The sequence below is a fragment of the Streptomyces boninensis genome (genome assembly GCF_048572725.1).
Classification (GTDB): domain Bacteria; phylum Actinomycetota; class Actinomycetes; order Streptomycetales; family Streptomycetaceae; genus Streptomyces; species Streptomyces boninensis.
This window is the reverse complement of the sequence record NZ_CP183837.1, coordinates 2,057,871-2,077,300: the sequence shown is the minus strand read 5'-3', so window position 1 is coordinate 2,077,300 and position 19,430 is coordinate 2,057,871. Positions and strand designations below refer to the sequence as shown.

16 protein-coding genes are annotated in these 19,430 nt (G+C 73.0%); 13 read left to right on the top strand and 3 right to left on the bottom strand.

The window, feature by feature from the left end; all coding sequences use genetic code 11:
• Nucleotides 1–21 precede the first annotated feature (21 nt).
• Together ACNNMR_RS09300 and ACNNMR_RS09295 are read right to left on the bottom strand one after the other, a co-directional pair.
• A complete protein-coding gene (locus tag ACNNMR_RS09300) occupies nucleotides 22–1,170 on the bottom strand; it encodes an IS701 family transposase (protein ID WP_419994061.1) in 1,149 nt (382 codons plus the stop codon).
• Between the two features lie 98 nt (nucleotides 1,171–1,268).
• Nucleotides 1,269–2,705, bottom strand: coding sequence for an MFS transporter (locus ACNNMR_RS09295; RefSeq protein ID WP_419994060.1), 1,437 nt, complete (start codon nucleotides 2,703–2,705; stop codon nucleotides 1,269–1,271).
• Between the two features lie 81 nt (nucleotides 2,706–2,786).
• On the opposite strand from ACNNMR_RS09295, the gene ACNNMR_RS09290 reads away from it, so the two are divergent.
• From ACNNMR_RS09290 to ACNNMR_RS09240, 11 genes are all read left to right on the top strand, one after another.
• Nucleotides 2,787–3,443 carry a TetR/AcrR family transcriptional regulator gene (locus ACNNMR_RS09290; protein WP_419994059.1) on the top strand — a complete coding sequence of 219 codons (657 nt, stop codon included), beginning with the start codon at nucleotides 2,787–2,789 and terminating at the stop codon, nucleotides 3,441–3,443.
• 178 nt (nucleotides 3,444–3,621) lie between these two features.
• Nucleotides 3,622–4,788, top strand: coding sequence for a 3-deoxy-7-phosphoheptulonate synthase (locus ACNNMR_RS09285; RefSeq protein WP_419994058.1), 1,167 nt, complete (start codon nucleotides 3,622–3,624; stop codon nucleotides 4,786–4,788).
• A 33-nt stretch (nucleotides 4,789–4,821) separates the two neighbouring features.
• Complete coding sequence (locus tag ACNNMR_RS09280; RefSeq protein WP_419994057.1) at nucleotides 4,822–5,616, top strand: 2,3-dihydro-2,3-dihydroxybenzoate dehydrogenase; 795 nt, start codon at nucleotides 4,822–4,824, stop codon at nucleotides 5,614–5,616.
• Between the two features lie 70 nt (nucleotides 5,617–5,686).
• The gene (locus tag ACNNMR_RS09275) at nucleotides 5,687–6,343 is read left to right on the top strand and encodes an isochorismatase family protein (protein WP_419994056.1); all 657 of its coding nucleotides are present in this window, start codon (nucleotides 5,687–5,689) and stop codon (nucleotides 6,341–6,343) included.
• A 6-nt stretch (nucleotides 6,344–6,349) separates the two neighbouring features.
• Nucleotides 6,350–7,567, top strand: coding sequence for an FAD-dependent monooxygenase (locus tag ACNNMR_RS09270; RefSeq protein ID WP_419994055.1), 1,218 nt, complete (start codon nucleotides 6,350–6,352; stop codon nucleotides 7,565–7,567).
• Entirely contained in the window at nucleotides 7,564–8,103 is a 540-nt protein-coding gene (locus ACNNMR_RS09265; protein WP_419994054.1) for a DoxX family protein, read from the top strand. Before ACNNMR_RS09270 ends, ACNNMR_RS09265 begins: the two co-directional genes overlap by 4 nt.
• A gap of 61 nt (nucleotides 8,104–8,164) precedes the next feature.
• Nucleotides 8,165–10,897 (top strand): DNA polymerase I, encoded by a 2,733-nt coding sequence (polA, locus tag ACNNMR_RS09260; RefSeq protein ID WP_419994053.1) that lies wholly within the window; start codon nucleotides 8,165–8,167, stop codon nucleotides 10,895–10,897.
• 112 nt (nucleotides 10,898–11,009) lie between these two features.
• Nucleotides 11,010–11,912, top strand: a complete 903-nt coding sequence (locus ACNNMR_RS09255) for a serine hydrolase (RefSeq protein ID WP_419994052.1) — start codon at nucleotides 11,010–11,012, stop codon at nucleotides 11,910–11,912.
• A gap of 200 nt (nucleotides 11,913–12,112) precedes the next feature.
• On the top strand, nucleotides 12,113–13,705 hold the full coding sequence (locus ACNNMR_RS09250) for a lytic transglycosylase domain-containing protein (protein WP_419994051.1): 1,593 nt from the start codon (nucleotides 12,113–12,115) through the stop codon (nucleotides 13,703–13,705).
• Between the two features lie 135 nt (nucleotides 13,706–13,840).
• Complete coding sequence (locus tag ACNNMR_RS09245) at nucleotides 13,841–13,981, top strand: SPW_0924 family protein (RefSeq protein WP_419994050.1); 141 nt, start codon at nucleotides 13,841–13,843, stop codon at nucleotides 13,979–13,981.
• A gap of 21 nt (nucleotides 13,982–14,002) precedes the next feature.
• A complete protein-coding gene (locus tag ACNNMR_RS09240) occupies nucleotides 14,003–15,010 on the top strand; it encodes a DUF3068 domain-containing protein (protein ID WP_419994049.1) in 1,008 nt (335 codons plus the stop codon).
• On the opposite strand, the gene hrpB is transcribed toward ACNNMR_RS09240, so the two are convergent.
• On the bottom strand, nucleotides 15,000–17,537 hold the full coding sequence (gene hrpB, locus ACNNMR_RS09235) for an ATP-dependent helicase HrpB (protein ID WP_419994048.1): 2,538 nt from the start codon (nucleotides 17,535–17,537) through the stop codon (nucleotides 15,000–15,002). The two genes, ACNNMR_RS09240 and hrpB, sit on opposite strands and share 11 nt — an antisense overlap.
• A gap of 99 nt (nucleotides 17,538–17,636) precedes the next feature.
• Here hrpB and ACNNMR_RS09230 point away from each other — a divergent pair, with 99 nt between their 5' ends.
• Together ACNNMR_RS09230 and ACNNMR_RS09225 are read left to right on the top strand one after the other, a co-directional pair.
• On the top strand, nucleotides 17,637–18,602 hold the full coding sequence (locus tag ACNNMR_RS09230; RefSeq protein ID WP_419994047.1) for an ATP-binding cassette domain-containing protein: 966 nt from the start codon (nucleotides 17,637–17,639) through the stop codon (nucleotides 18,600–18,602).
• Nucleotides 18,602–19,426: an ABC transporter permease gene (locus ACNNMR_RS09225; RefSeq protein ID WP_419994046.1), complete on the top strand. Its 825-nt coding sequence runs from the start codon at nucleotides 18,602–18,604 to the stop codon at nucleotides 19,424–19,426. Before ACNNMR_RS09230 ends, ACNNMR_RS09225 begins: the two co-directional genes overlap by 1 nt.
• Nucleotides 19,427–19,430 lie beyond the last annotated feature (4 nt).

Genomic DNA, 19,430 nt, shown 5'->3' with positions numbered 1-19,430 from the left:
GGGCTTGGTTGCCGGTGGGGTTCAGGCGGCGTGCTGCGTCGTGCGCTGCTGCAGTGCGAGTACGGCTGCCGCGTGGGCGGCGGAGGCCAGCGTGATGTGGCGGTGCCAGCCGGCGAATGAGCGGCCCTCGAAGTCCCGCAGACCGGCGTGCGCGCCGACGCGGGTGAGGTCCTGGCGGACGCGTTCGGCGAGCGCGCCGGGGCTGCCGCCCGTCTCCGCGTGGGCGTTGGCGAACCACAGTTGCCGGGAGGCATCCGCGGAGCCGAACAGGTACAGCGGCTCGCCGGAGCCGTGCGGCAGCGTGACGCGCACCCCGGCGCCCGCGGCCGTGCCCCGGTGCCGTAACCCGCCGCGCAGGGCGAGGATGCGCCAGGCCGACAGCGAGCGTGCGGCGTAGCCGGGCAGCGCGGGGTCGGCGATGACGGCGGGCGCCCGCGCGTCGGCGCGGACCAGCGTGGGCAGGCCGGCCTCGGTGAGCCGGTCGAGGGCCGTACCGGCGCAGGTGCCGGGCAGGTCGAGGATGACGGGGACGGGGCGGCCGGTGAGCCGCGTGGCCTCCAGGGCGGCAGCGGCGGCGCAGTCCTGGATGGTCTCCGCCGCGGGAGGGCCGTCCGGGGTGTCAGGGGCGACCGGCTCGCCCGGGAGCAGCAGCCGCCAGTGCACGGGGGCGCTCAACCGGGCGGTGGTGTGCCAGACGCCGATGGCCTGCTGGCCGCGGTAGGCCTGTCCGCGGTGCGGGTCGTAGCGGTGGGCGATGCCGACGGACTGGTCGCCGGATCTGGGGATGCTCAGCAGCTGTACGACGTGTGCCGCCGCCGGGGCGGCGCGCTCCAGTTGGGCCGCGAGGGCCGCGCGTACCGGCGTCCACGGCCAGGTGGAGGCGGTGATGAAGTGCTGCAGGCGCTGCTCGAGCGCCGTACCGCCGCGGCCGTACGCCATGCGCCGGATGGATTTGCGGCCGTGCGTGGTGAGCAGGCCGTCCAGATAGAGCCGGCCCTTCCTGCGTTGGTCGCGGCGGGGGAAGGACGCGAAGAGGGCTTCGGATAATTCATCGAGCAGGGCGGGTAGTTCGGATAAGTCGCCCGGTATTCGCCGTGTGGTGGCGGGTGATTCGGCGGGAGTTTTCCCGGTGTGGTGGTACGGGACCGAGCTGCTCCGGCGCATGTGCATGGACGCCCCTTTCGGCGTGTACGCGCTCGCCTGGGGCGGGGCGCGGATATTCCATGTAATTGCTGCAGCGTGCGCCTCACCATACTGAACTGTACGGTTCAGTTGTCAAGCGATGCCTGTCGCCGCAGCCCGTACCCGGCGAGCGGCGCGGCCAGCAGCAGCACGGCGGCGGCGACGGTGAACGCGAAGGCATAGCCGCCGACTTCGGCCGGTCCACCGACCTCGGCCGCCGGCCGGCCCGCCGCGTCGAGCGCGCCGGTACGGGCCGCGGCCAGCGAGGACATCAGCGCCACCCCGGCCGTGGAGCCGATGAGCAGCGCCGCGTTGACCACCCCGCCGGCCGGCCCCGCATCCCGCTGCGGCAGCCCGGACACGGCCAGCACCACGGCCGCGGAGCCGAGCACGGCGATGCCGAGCGGCAGCAGCAGCAGACCGGCGACCACGGGCGCGGACAGGTGCGGCGAGCGGGCGGGGAGGTGGCCGACGAGGAAGAGCCCCGCGGCGATGGTGAGCAGCCCGGTGACCGCGACGCCGCGAGCCGTGAAGCGGGCCACCGCCCGGCCCGCCAGCCGGCCGGCGGCGAAGAGCACGACGGTGTACGGGATGAAGACGAGCGAGGTGCGCAGCGCCGAGTACGAGCACGCCTCCTCCAGGTAGAGCGCCATCAGAAAGGCGGTGCTGGCGCCCGCGGCCGGGCCGAACATCGCCGCCGCCAGCGCGGTGGCCCGCTGCCGGTCGGCGAACAGCCCGGCGGGCAGCAGCGGCGCGGCCGTACGGGCCTGCCGTACGGCGAACAGCGCGAGCGCCACCACTCCCGCGGCCAGCGGCAGCTGGGCGTACGGCGACGACCAGCCGCGCGGGCCGAGCATCACCAGGCCGTAGCCGAGGGCGGACAGGGCCGCGGTGCCGAGCAGTGCGCCGAGCACGTCGACGCGCAGCCGGCGGGGGGCGTCGCCGGGCGGGAGCAGGCGGGCGGCGGGGACGGCCGCCGCCGCCGCGGCGGCCAGCAGTCCGAAGCCCCAGCGCCAGCTCAGCCAGGTGGCGAGGGTGCCGCTGAGCACGATGCCGGTGGCCGCGCCGAGCCCGGCCAGGAAGCCCCAGACGGCCAGGGCCCGCCGGCGCGCGGCCGGCTCCGGGAAGACGCCGCCGAGCAGCGCCATGGCGGCGGGTGCCGCGAGGGCCGCGCCGCAGCCCTGCGCGAAGCGGGCGGCGATCAGTGCCTGGCCGCCGGGGGCCAGCGCCACGGCGGCGGTTGCGGCGGCGAAGAGCGCGACGCCGAGGGTGAACTGCCGGCGGCGGCCCACGATGTCGGTGAGCCGCCCGCCGAGTAACAGCAGTCCGCTGAACGACAGTCCGTACGCGGCCGCCGCGAGTGCCAGCTCCGGTCTGCTCAGCCGGAGTTCGTCCTGGATGGCCGGGCCCGCGGCCGAGGTGACGGTGACGGCGATGTGCAGCATCGACTGGACCGCGGCCAGGAGCGCGAAGCGGATCCGGGTGAGCCGCGGAGCGGGCGAGAAGAGCCGGGAAGCGTGCATGCTGACCCCTTTGTGAACTCAACAGTTCAGTTTAGTATGGGGACTTGGCCGGGCCGGTGGCTAGAAGGAGAGGAACCACTCATGGACATGCGCAGAAAGACCGCATCACCGTCGGTCGTCCCGAGCGGGCAGCGCGCCGCACGCAAGCGCGAGGCGATCCTCGACGCCGCCCGCCGGGTGTTCCTGCGCGAGGGCTTCAGCGCCGGAGTGGATCTTCTGGCCGCCGAGGCGGGCGTCTCGAAGGTCACCGTCTACAACCACTTCGGCAGCAAAGAGCGCCTGTTCATGGCCGTGATCGGACAGACCCTCGACCAGGCGCTCGGCGAGTCCCAGGAGGTCATCCACGAGCGGCTGGCGGAGGCGGAGGACATCCGCGCGGCGCTGGTGGAGACCTGCCGCACCTGGGTGCACGGCCTCACCACACCCGAGGTGCTCGCGCTGCGCGACCTGATCGCCGCCGAGCGGCGGCGCTTCCCCGAACTGGGCCTCACCTGGCTGGAACGCGGCCCCACCCGGCAGCACGCCGCCATCGCGGCCGCCCTCGACCGGCTGGTCGCCCGCGGCCGCCTCGACATCCCGGACACCGCGCTGGCCGCGCTGCAGCTGGCGGGCCTGGTCCTGCATCCGCATCTGGTGCTCAGCCAGTACGGCGGCGGCGTGGACCCGCGACTCGTCGAGCAGCTCATTCAGGGCGGCGTCGACCTATTCCTGAGGAGTTACGAGAATGCGCCGCAGTGAACGGCGAGGAGAGCTGAATTTCCGCTGTCACGTGGCGGTTTACCGGACGGAAACAATGCGACCTGACTGAATCCGCCGCGGTCATGGCCGGAATTGACCATTCCTGTCGGCCGCCCCGCACCATCGGTCACAGCCGCCACACCCGGCGGCCCGAGGCCAGTGAAAGTGGAGGAGCCAGGTGAACGGTATCCGGGCAGCATTCCAGGCCCTGCCGGCGGTTCAGCAGCCGGACTGGGAGGGACGCACCGAGATCCGGTACGTCCGGGAGGAACTCGCCGAATTACCGGCGCTCATCGAGGCGCGGGACGTCGACGCCCTGCGCGACCAGCTCGCCGAGGCGGCCGCCGGGCGGATCGCGATCGTCCAGGCCGGCGACTGCGCCGAGGACTGGGCGGAGTGCACCGCCGACGACACCATCCGCAAGGCCGGTCTGCTGGACATGCTCGCCGGCGTCATGTCGATGATCACCCGCAGACCGGTGCTGCGCGCGGGCCGGCTCGCCGGCCAGTTCGGCAAGCCCCGCTCCAAGCCCGTGGAGGTGGTGCACGGCGCCGAACTCCCGGTCTACCGCGGCCACATGGTCAACTCCCCGGAGCCCGACGAGCGACTCCGGCAGCCGGACCCGTACCGCCTGCTCACCGGCTATGAATGCGCGCGCACCGTCCTGCACCACCTCGGCTGGGGCGCGGAGCGGCCGCGGCCGGGCTCGGCCGTCTGGACCAGCCACGAGGCGCTGCTGCTCGACTATGAACTGCCGCTGCTGCGCCCGCAGCCCGACGGCCGGCTGCTGCTCGCCTCCACCCACTGGCCGTGGGTCGGCCACCGCACCCGGCAGCCGGACGGCGCGCACATCGCGCTGCTCGCCGCCGTCGCCAACCCGGTCGCCGTGAAAATCGGCCCCGGCAGCACCGCCAACGAACTCGTGGCGCTGTGCGAGCGGCTCGATCCGCACCGCATCCCCGGCCGCCTCACCCTCATCGCCCGCTTCGGCGCCGCGGACGCCGGCCGGCTGCTGCCGCCGCTGGTCGCCGCCGTGCGAGCTGCCGGACACCCGGTCAGCTGGCTGACCGATCCCATGCACGGGAACACCGTGCCGGGGCCCGACGGGCTCAAGACCCGCCTGGTGCCCGATCTGATCCGGGAGGTGGTGGAGTTCCACCGCGCCGTCACCGAGTCCGGCGGCACCGCCGCGGGGGTGCATCTGGAGGCCACCCCGGACGCCGTCACCGAATGCGCCGACGACCGCGCCGCGCTGTCCGGCGTGGGCGACAAATACACCAGCCTCTGCGACCCGCGGCTGAACCCACGGCAGGCCATGAAGGTGGCCGCCGCCTGGCCCGGGTGAGGCGGGGTGGACGCTATGAGCGGGGTGGACGCCATGAACCGTAGCGACGCCCCGGGCTCCGCCGCCCCCCTGCCCGCCGGTCCGGTCGCGCTCGTCACCGGCGCCGCCGGCGGCATCGGCGCCGAGGTCGCCGCCGCGCTCGCCGCCCGCGACGACGTGGTCGCCGCCGTGGACCTGGACGGCGAAGGACTGGCCAAGCTGCGCGCCTCGGCCGCTCCGCTGCGGACCTACACCTGCGATGTGACCTCCGCCGCGGAGGTCGACCGCCTCGTCGCCGCAGTGGAGCGCGAACTCGGCCCCGTACGGCACCTGGTGAACGCCGCCGGTGTGCTCCGTACCGGCGAGGCCACCGACCTGACCGACGACGACTTCGAGGACGCCTTCGCCGTCAACGCCTTCGGGGTCATCCGGGTCTGCCGCGCGGTGGTGCGGCGGATGCGCGGGCGCCGGCGCGGCGCGGTGGTGACCGTCGCCTCCAACGCCGCCGCCGTGCCCCGTACCGGCATGGCCGCCTATGGCGCCTCCAAAGCGGCGGCGGCCATGTACACCAAATGCCTGGGGCTTGAGGTGGCGCGGTACGGCGTGCGCTGCAACGTGGTGGCGCCCGGCTCCACCGACACCCCGATGCTCGCGCCGCTGCTGCGGGACGGCGGGGAGCGGGCGTACGTCGACGGGATCCCGTCGGAGTACCGCACCGGCATCCCGCTCGGCCGCCTCGGCCGCCCCGCGGACGTGGCCGCGGCCGTCGCGTTCCTGCTCTCCGAGCAGGCCGCGCACATCACCCTGCACACCCTGACCGTCGACGGCGGCGCCGCACTCGGCGCCTGATCCGCCTGCCTGACCCGCCTGCCTGACCCCGCACCCAACGCGAAAGACCGAACGCGAAAGGACGACGTCCATGGCGTCATTACCGCCCGTCGATCCCTACCCGATGCCCGCCGCACACCAGTTGCCGGCCAGCACCGCCGGCTGGCGGCCGGACCCGGGGCGGGCGCTGCTGCTCGTCCATGACATGCAGAGCTATTTCCTGCGCCCGCTGCTGGCGGCCCGTACCCCCGCCGACGCGCTGATACCCAACGTCGCCCGGCTGCGGCAGCGGTGCGCGGATCTCGGCATCCCGGTCGCCTTCACCGCCCAGCCCGGCGGCATGACGGAGACCGAGCGCGGGCTGCTGAAGGACATGTGGGGCCCGGGGATGAGGGTGCAGGAGGAGGACCGGCAGCTGGTGCCGCCGCTCACGGCGGGGCCCGACGACTGGATGCTGACCAAGTGGCGTTACAGCGCGTTCTTCCGCACCGGGCTGCTGGAGCGGATGCGCGAACGCGGGCTCGATCAGCTGCTGTTGTGCGGGGTGTACGCGCACGTGGGCGTGCTGATGACCGCAGTGGACGCCTTCAGCCACGACATCCAGCCCTTCCTGGTGGCGGACGCGGTGGCGGACTTCACCCGTGCCTACCACGACCTCGCCCTCGACTATGCGGCCAAGCGCTGCGCGGTGGTTACGGCGACCGAGCCACTGATGGCGGCGCTGGGCGCGGCCCGGGTGGCGACCTGAGTCGCCATGGCCATCATTGCTGAAGGTCTGCGGCTGATCGTCGCCGGCGGCGGCATCGGCGGGCTGGCGGCCGCGCTCGCGGCCGCCGCCCGCGGCCACCGGGTCACGGTCCTGGAGCGCCAGGACCGCTTCGAGGAGCTGGGAGCGGGCATCCAGCTCGCCCCGAATGCCTTCCGGGCGCTCGAACGCCTCGGAGTGGCCACCGCCGTGCGGGAACGCGCCGTATACGTATCCGAACTGCGCTTCATGGACGGCACGTCGGGCCGCCGGGTCGCCCGGATGCCGCTCACCGGCTCGTATCGCCGGCGGTTCCGCAACCCGTACGCGGTCGTGCACCGCGGCGACCTCCTGGAGCCACTGCTGGCCGCTTGCCGCGCGGCGCCCGGCATCGAGCTTCACGCCGGGCAGGAGGTGGCGGCGTACGAGCAGAGCCCGGACCGGGTCACCGCGGTGACCGCCACCGGCCGGCGGGTCGGCGGCGACGTGCTGCTCGGCGCCGACGGCATCCGCTCGGCCGTGCGCCGCCGGCTGATCGGCGACGGGGAGCCGCGGGTCTCCGGGCACACCGTCTACCGCTCGGTCGTCCCCATGGCGGGCGTGCCGCCGCCGCTGCGCTCGCAGAGCGTCACGCTGTGGGCCGGACCCGACTGGCACGTCGTGCACTATCCGATCGCCGGCGGCACGCTGCTGAACCTCGCCGCCACCCGCGCCGACGGCGCCCGTACGGCCGTGACGGGCGCGCCCGCGGCCAGGGCGCATGTGCAGCGCCAGTTTCCCGGCGCCCACCGCGGGGTCCGGCAGCTGCTGCTGCTCGGCAACCGCTGGCGCTCCTGGACGTCCTGCGACCGCGACCCCGTCGCCCGCTGGACCGACGGCCGGGTGGCGCTGCTCGGGGACGCCGCGCATCCGATGCTCCAGTACGCCGCCCAGGGCGCCTGCCAGGCGCTCGAGGACGCGGTGGCGCTGGGCGAGGAGTTGCACGACTGCCGTCCTGCGGAGGCTCCGGGGCGATTGGCGGCGTACAACGAGCGCCGCCACGAGCGCGCCGCGAGCGCGCAGCGCGTGGCGCGCGCTCTGGCCGAGCGCCTCTACCACCCCGCGGGAGCTGCCGCCGCCGCCCGTAACGCACTCCTGTCCTCCCTCACCAGGGAGGAGCTGTACGACAAGGTCGCCTGGCTGCACGGGCCCGGCGACGCCGTAATCCCGAAGGGAGCGAGTCGATGAACACCGACACGACAGATGTTGCCGAGCGCACCACCGGCGCCGCCGCGCGGGGCGGGACGCGTCCCGAGGACATCGGTCTGCTGCTGGTCCGCGTCGTCTTCGGACTGATGCTCGCCGGGCACGGCACGCAGAAGCTGTTCGGCTGGTTCGGCGGTGCCGGGCTCGAGGCGGAGGCCGCGGAAATGGCCGGCGACGGATACGAGCCGGGCAAGCTCTTCGCCGTCGTCGCCGGGTGCAGCGAGACCGGCGGCGGGCTGCTCTTCGCCGTGGGTCTGCTGACGCCGTTGGGCTGCGCGGCGATCGTCGGCACGATGATCAACGCGATCGCGACCGAGCTGGACGCGGGCCTGTACCAGGGCTACGAGCTGGCGCTGACGTATCTGACGGCGGCGGCCGCGGTCGCCTTCCTGGGCCCGGGCCGGCTGGCCCTGGACGCGGGCCGGCCGTGGCAGCGCTCCGGCTTCACCTGGGCCGGCGCGGCGCTCGCCCTGGGCGCGGGGACGGCGGCGGCGACGCTGGTGCTACGGGCGTTGTAGGGGCGTAACCGACGCGCTGCAGCGCCGGGGCCCGGGGTGAGTGCGGTCCGGCGTTGCAGCGATGTCAGTGGTCCGTGGGAGGATCGCCTACGTGGCTGAGAACGGACCGAAGACGACCCGACCGCGCCTGATGCTGCTGGATGGACACTCTCTGGCATACCGGGCATTTTTCGCCCTGCCCGCGGAGAACTTCTCCACCACGACGGGGCAGACGACGAACGCGATCTACGGCTTCGCGTCGATGCTGGCGAACACGCTGCGCGACGAGACGCCCACGCATCTCGCCGTCGCCTTCGACGTATCGCGGAAGACCTGGCGGTCGGCGGAGTTCTCCGAGTACAAGGCGAACCGGTCGAAGACCCCCGACGACTTCAAGGGGCAGGTCGAGCTGATCGGCGAGCTGCTCGACGCCATGCACGTGCGCCGCTTCGCCGTGGACGGCTTCGAGGCGGACGACGTCATCGCCACGCTCGCCACCCAGGCGGAGGCCGAGGGCTTCGACGTCCTGATCGTCACCGGCGACCGCGACTCCTTCCAGCTCGTGTCGGATCACGTCACGGTGCTGTATCCGATGCGCGGCGTCTCCGAGCTGGCCCGCATGACCCCGTCCTATGTAGAGGAGAAGTACGGGGTGCCGCCGGGCATCTACCCCGACGTGGCCGCCATCCGCGGCGACTCCTCCGACAACCTCCCCGGCGTCCCCGGCTTCGGCGAGAAGACCGCCGTGAAGTGGATCAGCAAGTTCGGCTCCTTCGACGCCCTGCTGGAGAACGCCGACAAGATCACCGGCAAGGGCGGCGAGAACTTCCGGGCGCACATCGACTCCGTCCGGCTCAACCGCCGCCTGACCGAGCTGGTCCGCGATGTCGAGCTGGACGGGCGGCCGGCCGAGCTGACACGGCAGCCGTACGACCGCGAGGCGCTCAATGTCGTCCTGGACGCGCTGGAGTTCCGGCACCAGAACTTCCGCGACCGGCTGATGGCCGCCGACCCGGGCGTGGCCGAGGCAGAGGCCGCCGCCCCGGAGGCCGGGGTCGAGGTGGACGGCACCGTCATCGGCGACGGCGAGCTCGCCGGCTGGCTGGCCGAGCATGGCGCGCAGCCGCTCGGCCTCGCCACCGTGGACACGTGGAGGCTGGGCACCGGCAGCGTCGCCGAGGTGGCCCTCGCCGCGGCCGGCGGCCCGGCCGCATGGTTCGACCCGGCGCAGCTGAACGAGGGCGACGAGCGGGCCTTCGCCGCCTGGCTGGCCGACGCGGACAAGCCCAAGACGGTGCATGACGCGAAGGGCCTCTTCCGGGTCTTTGGCGAGCACGGCTGGTCGCTCGCCGGGATCGCCATGGACACCGCCCTCGCCGCCTATCTGGTGCAGCCCGGCCGGCGCAGCTTTGCGCTGGACGCGCTGAGCGTCGAGTTCCTGGGCCGGGAGCTGGAGCCGGCCACCGCGGCCGACGGCCAGCTGGCGCTCGGCGCCGACGACCAGGCCGAGGCCGATGTGCTGATGCGCAAGGCGCGGGCGGTGCTGGACCTGGGCGAGGCGTTCGGCACCCGGCTCGACGAGGTCGGCGCGACCGAGCTGCTGCACGACATGGAGCTGCCGGTGTCCGCGCTGCTCGCGCGGATGGAGCGGGCCGGGATCGCGGCCGACCGCGAGCATCTGCAGGCGATGGAGCAGCAGTTCGCCGGCGCGGTGCAGCAGGCCGTCAAGGAGGCGCATGACGCGGCCGGGCGGGAGTTCAACCTCGGCTCGCCCAAGCAGCTGCAGGAAGTCCTCTTCGGCGAGCTGAACCTGCCCAAGACGAAGAAGACCAAGACCGGTTACACCACGGACGCCGACGCCCTGGCATGGCTGGCCGCGCAGACCACCAACGAGCTTCCGGTGATCATGCTGCGCCACCGCGAGCAGTCCAAGCTGCGGTCCACGGTGGAGGGCCTGATCAAGACGATCGCGCCCGACGGCCGGGTCCACACCACCTTCAGCCAGATCGTCGCGGCCACCGGCCGGCTGTCCTCCACCGACCCGAACCTGCAGAACGTCCCGGTGCGTACGGACGAGGGCCGGGCGATCCGGCGCGGCTTCGTCGTAGGCGAGGGCTATGAATCGCTCCTCACCGCCGACTACAGCCAGATCGAGCTGCGGGTAATGGCCCATCTCTCGGAGGACGAGGGCCTGCTGGAGGCGTTCACCTCCGGCGAGGACCTGCACGACACCGTCGCCTCCCAGGTGTTCGGCGTCGAGCGCAGCGGCGTGGATGCCGAGATGCGGCGCAAGATCAAGGCGATGTCGTACGGGCTGGCCTACGGCCTGTCCGCCTTCGGGCTCTCCGGCCAGCTGAGCATCGAGGCGGCCGAGGCGCGCAAGCTGATGGACCAGTACTTCGAGCGCTTCGGTGGCGTACGGGACTATCTGCGCCGGGTCGTCGACGAGGCGCGCGCCACCGGCTATACGGAGACCATTCTGGGGCGCCGCCGCTACCTGCCGGACCTCAACAGCGACAACCGGCAGCGCCGCGAGATGGCCGAGCGGATGGCGCTCAACGCGCCGATCCAGGGCACCGCGGCCGACATCGTCAAGATCGCGATGCTGCGGGTGGACGAGGCGCTGCGCGCGGCGGAGCTGCGCTCGCGGCTCCTCCTCCAGGTGCACGACGAAATCGTGCTGGAGCTCGTCCCCGGCGAGCGGGAGCAGGTCGAGGAGCTGGTGCGGCGCGAGATGGCGGGGGCCGTGCAGCTGCGCGCGCCACTGGACGTGTCGGTGGGTGTGGGGCCGGACTGGGAGTCGGCTGCTCACTAGGCGGCGCCTAAATGCGGGCGGCATTCCCGGCGCGTCTGCGTCAGGTTGGTGATCGCGTTCGGCAGGCTGGTGTGTCCCCCCATGTGACCACCAGCCAGCCGGAGTACACCCCATGCGCGTTACGCACGCGGCCGCACCCCACTTCCTGCCCACCGTGACTCTGGCGGCCCTGCTCGCCTGCGCGCTGCCCGGGCAGGCCGCCGCGGAGCCGCACCCCCGGGGCGCGGGCGCAGCCGTCACCTGCACCTCCGAGGATCACCCCGGCATCGCGCGGCAGCTGGAGCGGGACCTGCGCAAGGCGCTGCAAGGGCGGCCGGGGACCGCCGCCTTCGCGGTGCACGACGCCCGCCGTGGCATCGACTGCGCGCACAACCCGCGCCGGCGCATCGAGACCGCCAGCGTCGCCAAGCTCATGATCATGCAGGCGGTCGCGTACCGGGCCAAGCAGGAGCACCGCACGCTGAGCCCGTCCGAGAAGCAGCAGCTGCGCCCGATGATCACCGCCTCCGACAACAACGCCGCCAGCCGGCTCTGGAGTCACGTCGGCCGCGAGCGGATGCAGCGCTTCCTCGACAAGGCCGGGCTCGACGACACCCGGCTCGGCTGGGGCCGCTACTGGGGCCTCAGCCAGACCACCGCCCGCGACCAGCTCACCCTCCTCGACCACCTCACCCGCAAGGACTCACCCCTCGCGACCGACGCCTCCCGCGCGTACATGCGCGACCTGCTCGCCCACATCCGTACGGGCCAGCGCTGGGGCGTCACCGCCGGGGCCCCCGAGGGCGCCCGGGTGCGGCTGAAGAACGGCTGGCTGCCGCGCCCGTCGGGCGGCTGGCGGGTGCACAGCGTCGGCACGGTCGGCGGCGGCGACCGCGACTACCGCATCGCGGTGCTGACGACGGGCAGCGCCACCATGGACACCGGCGTACGCACCGTCGAACACGTGGCTCGTGCGGTCCACACGGCACTGGGCCGTACGACACCCGCGGCGAAGCGCTCACATCCCGGGTCCTGACTGACCACGACTGACGCAAATCTGTCGCTTGAGCCCGGTAGATCCGCACCTCAAGTTGAAGTACTGTCACGCGTATTGCCGTGGCCGCTGGCCGGGTGCCCGGCAACAAGCGGTGTGGGAGGGGACGTAACGCAATGGCAGCGCCTTTCGGCCGACGTTTGCGAAGAGGGGCGGCGAGCGCGGCGATAGCCGCGGTCGCCATGGCTGGGCTCGGGGCCTCCGCGGCGCCCGCGCTCCTCCCCGACAATCCCGGCAAGAGCAGCGACCTCGCGGACGACCCGGTGGACGACGAGCCCGGCATATCCGGCGACTCGCCCTACTACACCGACCTTCCGCCCCTCAAAACCCCCGGCGAGGGCACCGGCGCGACGCCCGCCGGCGGCGGCGAGGCGGGCATACCGGCCACCGTCCTCGACGCGTACAAGAAGGCCGCCACCGAGCTGAACTCCTCGCAGCCCGGCTGCAATCTGCCCTGGCAGCTGCTCGCCGCGATCGGCAAGGTCGAGTCCGGCCACGCCCGCGGCGGCAATGTCGACGCCCGGGGCACCACCAAGAGCCCCATCCTGGGCCCGGTCCTCAACGGCAGCGGCTTCGCCAACATCACCGACACCGACAACGGCGCGTACGACGGCGACAAGACCCACGATCGCGCGGTCGGCCCGATGCAGTTCATCCCGGGCACCTGGAACCGCTGGGGCCAGGACGCCAACGACGACGGCAAGCGCGACCCGAACAACGTCTACGACGCGTCCCTCGCCGCCGCCAAATACCTGTGCGCGGGCGACCGCGACCTCTCCAACGACGCCGACCTGCGCCGCGCGATCCTCGGCTACAACAACTCCGACGCGTATGTGCGGACGGTGCTGTCGTGGCTGAAGTTCTACCGCGAGGGCGGCGCGCACGAGGTGCCGGACGGCAAGGGGCCGCTGCCGGGGCACCGGAGTGATGAGCCGAGCGGCGACGGGTCGTCGAAGAGCCCGAGCCCGGGGCCGAGCGGGTCCGAGACGCCCGGATCCGGCGGATCCAAGCCCGGCGGCGGAGGCGACTCCTCGCCGCCTGGTAACGGCGGCGGAGGCTCCACGCCGCCCGGCAATGGCTCCGAAACCCCCACCACCCCCGAAGCCCGCGTCGACCACCTCGACAACGCCACCTCCGGCAAGCTCGCCACCCCCGCCCGCACCACCTTCCCGGTACGGGCCAAGGTCAAGGCCGAGACATCCGGCGGCAGCGCGATCAAGGGCGCCACCGTCACCTTCACCATCCGCGGCACCACCGACGCCCGCTTCAGCGACGGCACGACCTCCGCCACCGTCGACACCACGAGCAGCGGCACCGCCACCGCCCCCGCGCTCAAGGCCGGTTCCGACGAGGGCGCCTTCACCGTCCGCGCCAAGGTGAACGGTCGTACGGTCAGCAAGGACCTCGCCGCCACCGTGACCGCCGCCGAGGCCGACAAGCTCGCCCGCGTCGGCGATGACGCGCTCACCGCCAAGCCCGGCGGCGAGTTCGCGGCGGACGTCACTGCCAAGGCCACGTACAACGGCGCCGAGGCGACCGGCGTCGCGGCGACGGCGACCTTCGTCAAGTCCGCCGACAACGCGGACGCCAACGACAAGGGCCCGTACTTCAAGGGCGCCGACGGCAAACCGCTCCGCAAGCTGGCCCTGAAGACGGACGCCGACGGCCTCCTGAAGCTCCCGAAGGTCTACGCCGACGACACCACCGGCACCTTCCTGCTCCGCATCACCACCACGGGTGGCGCGGTGCTCACCCTGGAGTTCAAGGTCGCCTGACCCACGCGGCAACCCAACCGCCCCGCCGGCCGATCACGGTTGGCGGGGCGGTTTGCGCAGGGTGTTCCCCTCTCAGCCCGGCATTGCTACCGTGCGCCTCCTCACCTGACACACCATCAGATCTGGGAGGACGGCATGCGTGCACTCATAGCCGCGGCCATCGGCCTGGCCGCCGCCTTCGCGCTCGTCTTCACCATGACGGCGCTCGGCTCGCCGCCACCGCCGAACGACACCTCGCCGAAGAAGATGCTCACCTCACCGCCCGAGCACCCCTGACCCGAGGAGGGGTTGTCGCTCATGCGCCGCACCGCCGCCACCATGCACCGCAAGGCCAGCCTGGTCCTGCTCGCCTTCGCCGTCTTCGCCTTCACGCTGTCGCCGCTGATCCGCTGGTACGCGTTCCCCAAGCTGGTGCAGGTGCCGCAGGGCCAGTACCAGGCGACCGTCCTGGAGGCGAAGAACGCCACCCTCATCAACTACGCCAACCTCAAGCCCCGCAAGGTCGACAAGGTCACGATCGTCCAAACGGTCAAGGGCAACGTGCAGAAGGCCGAGCAGGTCAAAGAGGAGACCGGCAAGGACGTCGTCGCCTGGGACACGCTCAGCCACGTCCTCGACGACAAGGGCAAGCTGGTCTCCTCGCTCCCCGAGACCTACTACTTCGACGGCCACACCCAGGAGCCGGTGCACGCCACCGGCGAGTCCGTCGACAAGGACCCGGTGCGGCGCTCCGGCATCGAGTTCAAGTGGCCGTTCTTCGCCGAGAAGCGCGACTACGAGTACTTCGACGCCCAGGTCCGCAAGTCCGCGCCGATCCACTTCAAGGGCGTCCGTAACTTCCACGGCCTGGAGACCTACTACTTCGAGCAGACCATCCCGTGGTCGAAGACCCCGCTGCCGAAGAAGCTGGCGCTCGGCATCACGCCGAAGACCATCAAACAGCTGGGCCTGGAGCGCTGGTACTCCACCAAGCGCTACTTCTACGTCGAGCCGACGACCGGCGCCCCGGTCAACGGCGGCGAGGTGCACAAGGAGGAGATGCGCTGGACCGACCAGCCGGACAAGGAGCCGCTGCCGGCCTTCTCCGGCGACGTCAAGATGCGCCCCGACTACGTGAACCACCTCGTGGACCTGGCGAAGTCCCAGCGCCAGCTGGTGCTGCTGATGCACACCTACCTGCCGATCGGCCTGATCGTCACCGGCGGCATCCTGCTGGGCCTGAGCCTGTGGCTGGAGGCCCGCTCGCGCCGGCCCGCGGCGACCGCCGGCAGCGGGGCGACGGCGCCGGAGCCGGTCAGCGCCTGAGGTCCCGGTCCTGGGCGGCTTTGGTACGGCGGGTGGGCTCGGCGGTGGCCGGGTCCTCCGGCCAGGGGTGCTTCGGGTAGCGGCCGCGCAGCTCCGCTCGTACGGAGCGATAGCCCTCCGCCCAGAAGGACTTGAGGTCGGCGGTGACCGCGGCGGGGCGGCCGGCGGGGGACAGCAGGTGGACGAGCAGCGGGACGCGGCCGTCCGCGATCCGCGGGGTGTCGGTCAGGCCGAACAGCTCCTGCAGCTTCACCGCCAGTACGGGCTGCGCGGGATCGGCGTAATCGATGCGGATACGGGAGCCGGTGGGCACCTCGACGCGCTCCGGGGCGAGTTCGTCGAGGCGGGCGGCCTCGCCGGTGGACCAGGGGAGGAGGGCGGTGAGGAGCGCCTTGGGGTCGGGGCGGGTGGCGGGGTTGTCCGGGAGCCAGTCGGCGGCGCTTTGGACGAGCGCCGCGTCGGAGACGTCGGGCCAGGGGTCGCCGAGGTGATGGTGGAGGAAGGCAAGGCGCTCGCGGAGGGCGGCGGCGGGTGCCGGCCAGTGCAGTACGGAGGCGAGGCCGTCGCGGGTCAGGGCGTCGAGGCGGGCGGTGCGGAGGGCGCCGGGGTCGGGCTTGCGGAGCGGGGTCGAGTCGAGCTCGATGGCGCCGAGGCGGGTGATCCGGCGGGCAATGGCCGCTCTGCGGCCGCTGTCCCAGCGGATGTCGTCCTCTTCGACGAGGAGGGGCGCGGCTGCGCGGCGGGCGGTGTCCTCGTCGATGTGCGCGGCCAGGCGCACGCGGGCGTCGGCTCGGCCGACGGGGCGGTCGGCCACGGCGATGGTCAGCCAGGGGCTGTTGCGGAGGGGGGATGCGGGGTCGAGTTGGGCGCCGGTGCCGGAGGTCATGAGGTAGGTGTCGCTGTTACGGGCTTTCGCGATGCGCTCGGGGAAGGCCAGGGCGGCGATCAGGGCGGGGGCTTCTTGCGGCGGCCGGCCTGCGGGTTGTCGGGATTCATCCCTGCCTTGCCGCACCGCCCGCTCCAGCCTCCGCGCCTCCGTGCGCCAGCGCGCCGCGTAGCCGTCCTGGCCGCGCTGCGCCCTGCGCAAGGCCGCGGCCAGATCGTCGCCGTATTCGCGTGGGGGCTCCTCGCTCAGCAGCGCCACCGCCTCCGCCGCGGCGCGCGCGCCGACCTCGGCCGTACCGTCCAACAGCGCCCGCGCCAGCCGCGGATGGACGCCCAGCCGGCCGAGCGCTGCGCCCCGGGGCGTGGCGCGGCCGGCCGCGTCCAGGGCGCCGAGCGCGTGCAGCGTGTCGCGGGCCGCGGCCATCGCCCCGGGCGGCGGCGGGTCCAGCAGCGCCAGGTCACTCGCCTCGGGGTCGCCCCAGCAGGCCGCCTGCAGCGCAAAGGCCGTCAGGTCCGCCACCGCGATCTCCGGCGCCGGATAGCGCGGCAGCCGCGCCTGCTCCGCCTCCGGCCAGCAGCGGTAGGCGGCACCCGGCGCCTCCCGGCCCGCGCGGCCGGCGCGCTGCCGGGCGGATGCCTGTGAGGCCCGTACGGTCGCGAGTGCGGCGAGGCCGCGGGCGTGGTCCGTACGCGGCTCGCGGGCCAGGCCGCCGTCGACGACGATCCGGACGCCGGGCACGGTGAGGCTGGACTCGGCGACGGAGGTGGCCAGCACGACCCGCCGCCGATCGCCGGGGCCGCGGCCGGCGAGGACGGCGTCCTGGGTGGCGGCGGGGGCGCGGCCGTGGACTTGGAGCACTTCGATGCCGGGGGCGTCCGTACGGCCCGCGCCGCCGAGCATCCCCGCCACCCGCGCGATCTCCCCGACCCCGGGCAGGAAGCACAGCACATCCCCCTCCCGCTCGGCGAGCGCCCGCCGCACCGTCGCCGCGACATGGTCGAGCAGCGCCGGATCGACCCGCATTCCATGGGGCGGCCGTACGGGACGGGGCGGCGGCGCCCACACCACCTCCACGGGATGCGACACCCCCTCGGCCTCGACCACATCCGCATCGAGCAGCCGCGCCCAGCCCGCGGCATCGGTCGTCGCCGAAGCCGCGACAAGCCGCAACTCAGGCCGCAGCGCGGCTCGTACATCGAGCAGGAAGGCCGCCGTCGTATCAGCGTCCAGATGCCGCTCATGGCACTCGTCGAGGATCACCACATCCGTGCCGCTCAGCTCCTGATCCCGCTGCAGCCGCTGCAGCAGCACACCCGTGGTCACGACCTCGACCACGGTCCGCGGCCCGGCCCGCCGCTCCCCACGCACGGTGAACCCGACCCGCCCACCGACCTCCTCCCCGAGCAACCACGCCATCCGCCGCGCAGCCGCCCGCGCCGCCATCCGCCGCGGCTCGGCCACGACGACCTTCCGCACGGGCCCGCGCCCGTCCAGCCCGGCGAGCACCAGGGGCACGAGGGTGGTCTTGCCGGTCCCCGGAGGCGCGCAGAGTACGGCCGCACCGCGCGAGTCGAGGGCAGCACGGAGCGCGGGCAGCGCGGAACGCACGGGCAGATCAGCAGCGGCAAGGCGATCAGTCACCCTGCCAGTCTCCCTGGCCCATGCCAGCGCCGTGTGCGCGCCCTGCCAGCGCCCTCCGCCAGCCTTCCTCCGTAAGCACACCCAGAAGGAGACACCACCATGACCTACGCATTCCGGGCCGAAGGCCTGGTCAAGCGGTTCGGGGCGACGACCGCGCTGGATGGCATCGACCTTGCCGCCCAGCCGGGCACCGTGCTCGGCGTGCTGGGTCCGAACGGGGCCGGGAAGACCACCGCCGTACGGATCCTCGCCACACTGCTGCGTCCCGACGCGGGCGTCGCCACCGTCGGCGGCCTCGACGTCGTCCGCAAGGCCGAGGAGGTGCGGCGGCTGATCGGGCTCACCGGCCAGTACGCCTCCGTCGACGAGGACCTCACCGGCACCGAGAACCTCGTCCTCATCGGCCGGCTCCTCGACCTGCGCACCGGCGCCGCCCGCGCGCGGGCGCGCGAGCTGCTGGCGCACTTCGAGCTCACCGAGGCGGCCGGCCGGCAGGTCAAGACGTACTCCGGCGGCATGCGGCGGCGCCTCGACCTCGCCGCCTCCCTCGTCGGGCGCCCCGACGTCATCTACCTGGACGAGCCGACCACCGGCCTCGACCCCGTACGCCGCGAGGACATGTGGGGCATCGTGCGGTCACTGGTCGCCGACGGCGCCACCGTGCTGCTCACCACCCAGTACCTGGACGAGGCCGATGCGCTCGCCGACGAGATCTCCGTCATCGACCACGGCCGGGTCATCGCCCACGGCACGCCGGACGAGCTCAAGCGGCGGGTCGGCGGCCGCCATCTGCAGCTGCGGCCGCAGGACCCGGCGCGGCTGCTGCAGGCCGCCGCGCTCCTCACCGAGGTTTCCGGCCACGAGCCGGAGTCGCCGATGCGCGGCGTGCTGACCGTGCCGGTCGAGGACGACGCGATCCTCGGCGCGGTCGTACGGCGGCTGGACGAGGACGGGATCACGGTGGCAGAGCTGTCGCTGAGGCTGCCGGACCTGGACGACGTGTTCTTCAACCTGACCGGCCACGGGGCCGCAAAAGACGTCACTGACGAGAGCGAGGCCGCCTGATGACCACCACCCTCACCGCCCCCGAGCGGGTCACCGCGCCGCGCCGTGACGGCGGGCCGAAGCGCCCGTTCCCGCTGGCCCGGCACAGCTTCGCGCTGGCCCGCCGCAGCCTGACGAAGACCCTGCGCACCCCCGAGCAGCTCCTGGATGTAACGCTCCAACCGGTGCTGTTCATCGTGATGTTCGTGTACCTGCTGGGCGGCGCCATCGCCGGCTCCACCCACGACTATCTGCAGTTCCTGGTGCCGGCGCTCATGGTCATGAACGTGATGTTCGCGTCCGTCCAGACCGGCATCAACCTCAACGACGACATCAAGAAGGGCGTCTTCGACCGCTTCCGCTCCATGCCCATCGCCCGTACGGCGCCGCTGATCGGATCGGTGCTCGGCGACGTCATCCGCTTCGTCGTGACGATCGTCGTGCAGCTCGGCTTCGCGTACGCGGTCGGGTTCCGGATCAGCACCGACCCGCTGTCCGCGCTGGCCGCCTGTCTGCTGGTGATGGCGTTCGCGTTCTGCTTCAGCTGGGTGTTCGTGCTGATCGGCATGCTGGCGCGGGAGCCGGGGGCGGTGCAGGGCATCGGCTTCATGGCGCTGTTCCCGCTCACCTTCGGTACGGGCGTGCTGGCGCCCACCGACACCCTGCCCGGCTGGCTGCAGTCCTGGGTGGACGTCAACCCGGTGTCCAAGGCGATGGAGGCGTCCCGCGGCCTGATGGAGGGCGGCGCGGTGGCCGGGCCGGTGCTGGCGACGGTGCTGTGGGGCCTGGGTATCTTCGCGGTGTTCTTCCCGCTGGCGACCAGGGCGTACAAGCGGCGGGCGTAGGGGC

Bases quoted from the DNA above. Each gene is read 5' to 3' on its own strand.
- polA (WP_419994053.1), top strand. From the start codon at position 8,165: ATGTCAGTGGTCCGTGGGAGGATCGCCTACGTGGCTGAGAACGGACCG.
- ACNNMR_RS09250 (WP_419994051.1), top strand. From the start codon at position 12,113: ATGGCTGGGCTCGGGGCCTCCGCGGCGCCCGCGCTCCTCCCCGACAAT.
- ACNNMR_RS09225 (WP_419994046.1), top strand. From the start codon at position 18,602: ATGACCACCACCCTCACCGCCCCCGAGCGGGTCACCGCGCCGCGCCGT.
- ACNNMR_RS09275 (WP_419994056.1), top strand. From the start codon at position 5,687: ATGGCGTCATTACCGCCCGTCGATCCCTACCCGATGCCCGCCGCACAC.
- ACNNMR_RS09280 (WP_419994057.1), top strand. From the start codon at position 4,822: ATGAACCGTAGCGACGCCCCGGGCTCCGCCGCCCCCCTGCCCGCCGGT.
- ACNNMR_RS09255 (WP_419994052.1), top strand. From the start codon at position 11,010: ATGCGCGTTACGCACGCGGCCGCACCCCACTTCCTGCCCACCGTGACT.
- ACNNMR_RS09270 (WP_419994055.1), top strand. From the start codon at position 6,350: ATGGCCATCATTGCTGAAGGTCTGCGGCTGATCGTCGCCGGCGGCGGC.
- ACNNMR_RS09265 (WP_419994054.1), top strand. From the start codon at position 7,564: ATGAACACCGACACGACAGATGTTGCCGAGCGCACCACCGGCGCCGCC.
- ACNNMR_RS09290 (WP_419994059.1), top strand. From the start codon at position 2,787: ATGGACATGCGCAGAAAGACCGCATCACCGTCGGTCGTCCCGAGCGGG.
- ACNNMR_RS09300 (WP_419994061.1), bottom strand. From the start codon at position 1,170: ATGCACATGCGCCGGAGCAGCTCGGTCCCGTACCACCACACCGGGAAA.
- ACNNMR_RS09245 (WP_419994050.1), top strand. From the start codon at position 13,841: ATGCGTGCACTCATAGCCGCGGCCATCGGCCTGGCCGCCGCCTTCGCG.
- ACNNMR_RS09240 (WP_419994049.1), top strand. From the start codon at position 14,003: ATGCGCCGCACCGCCGCCACCATGCACCGCAAGGCCAGCCTGGTCCTG.
- ACNNMR_RS09230 (WP_419994047.1), top strand. From the start codon at position 17,637: ATGACCTACGCATTCCGGGCCGAAGGCCTGGTCAAGCGGTTCGGGGCG.
- ACNNMR_RS09295 (WP_419994060.1), bottom strand. From the start codon at position 2,705: ATGCACGCTTCCCGGCTCTTCTCGCCCGCTCCGCGGCTCACCCGGATC.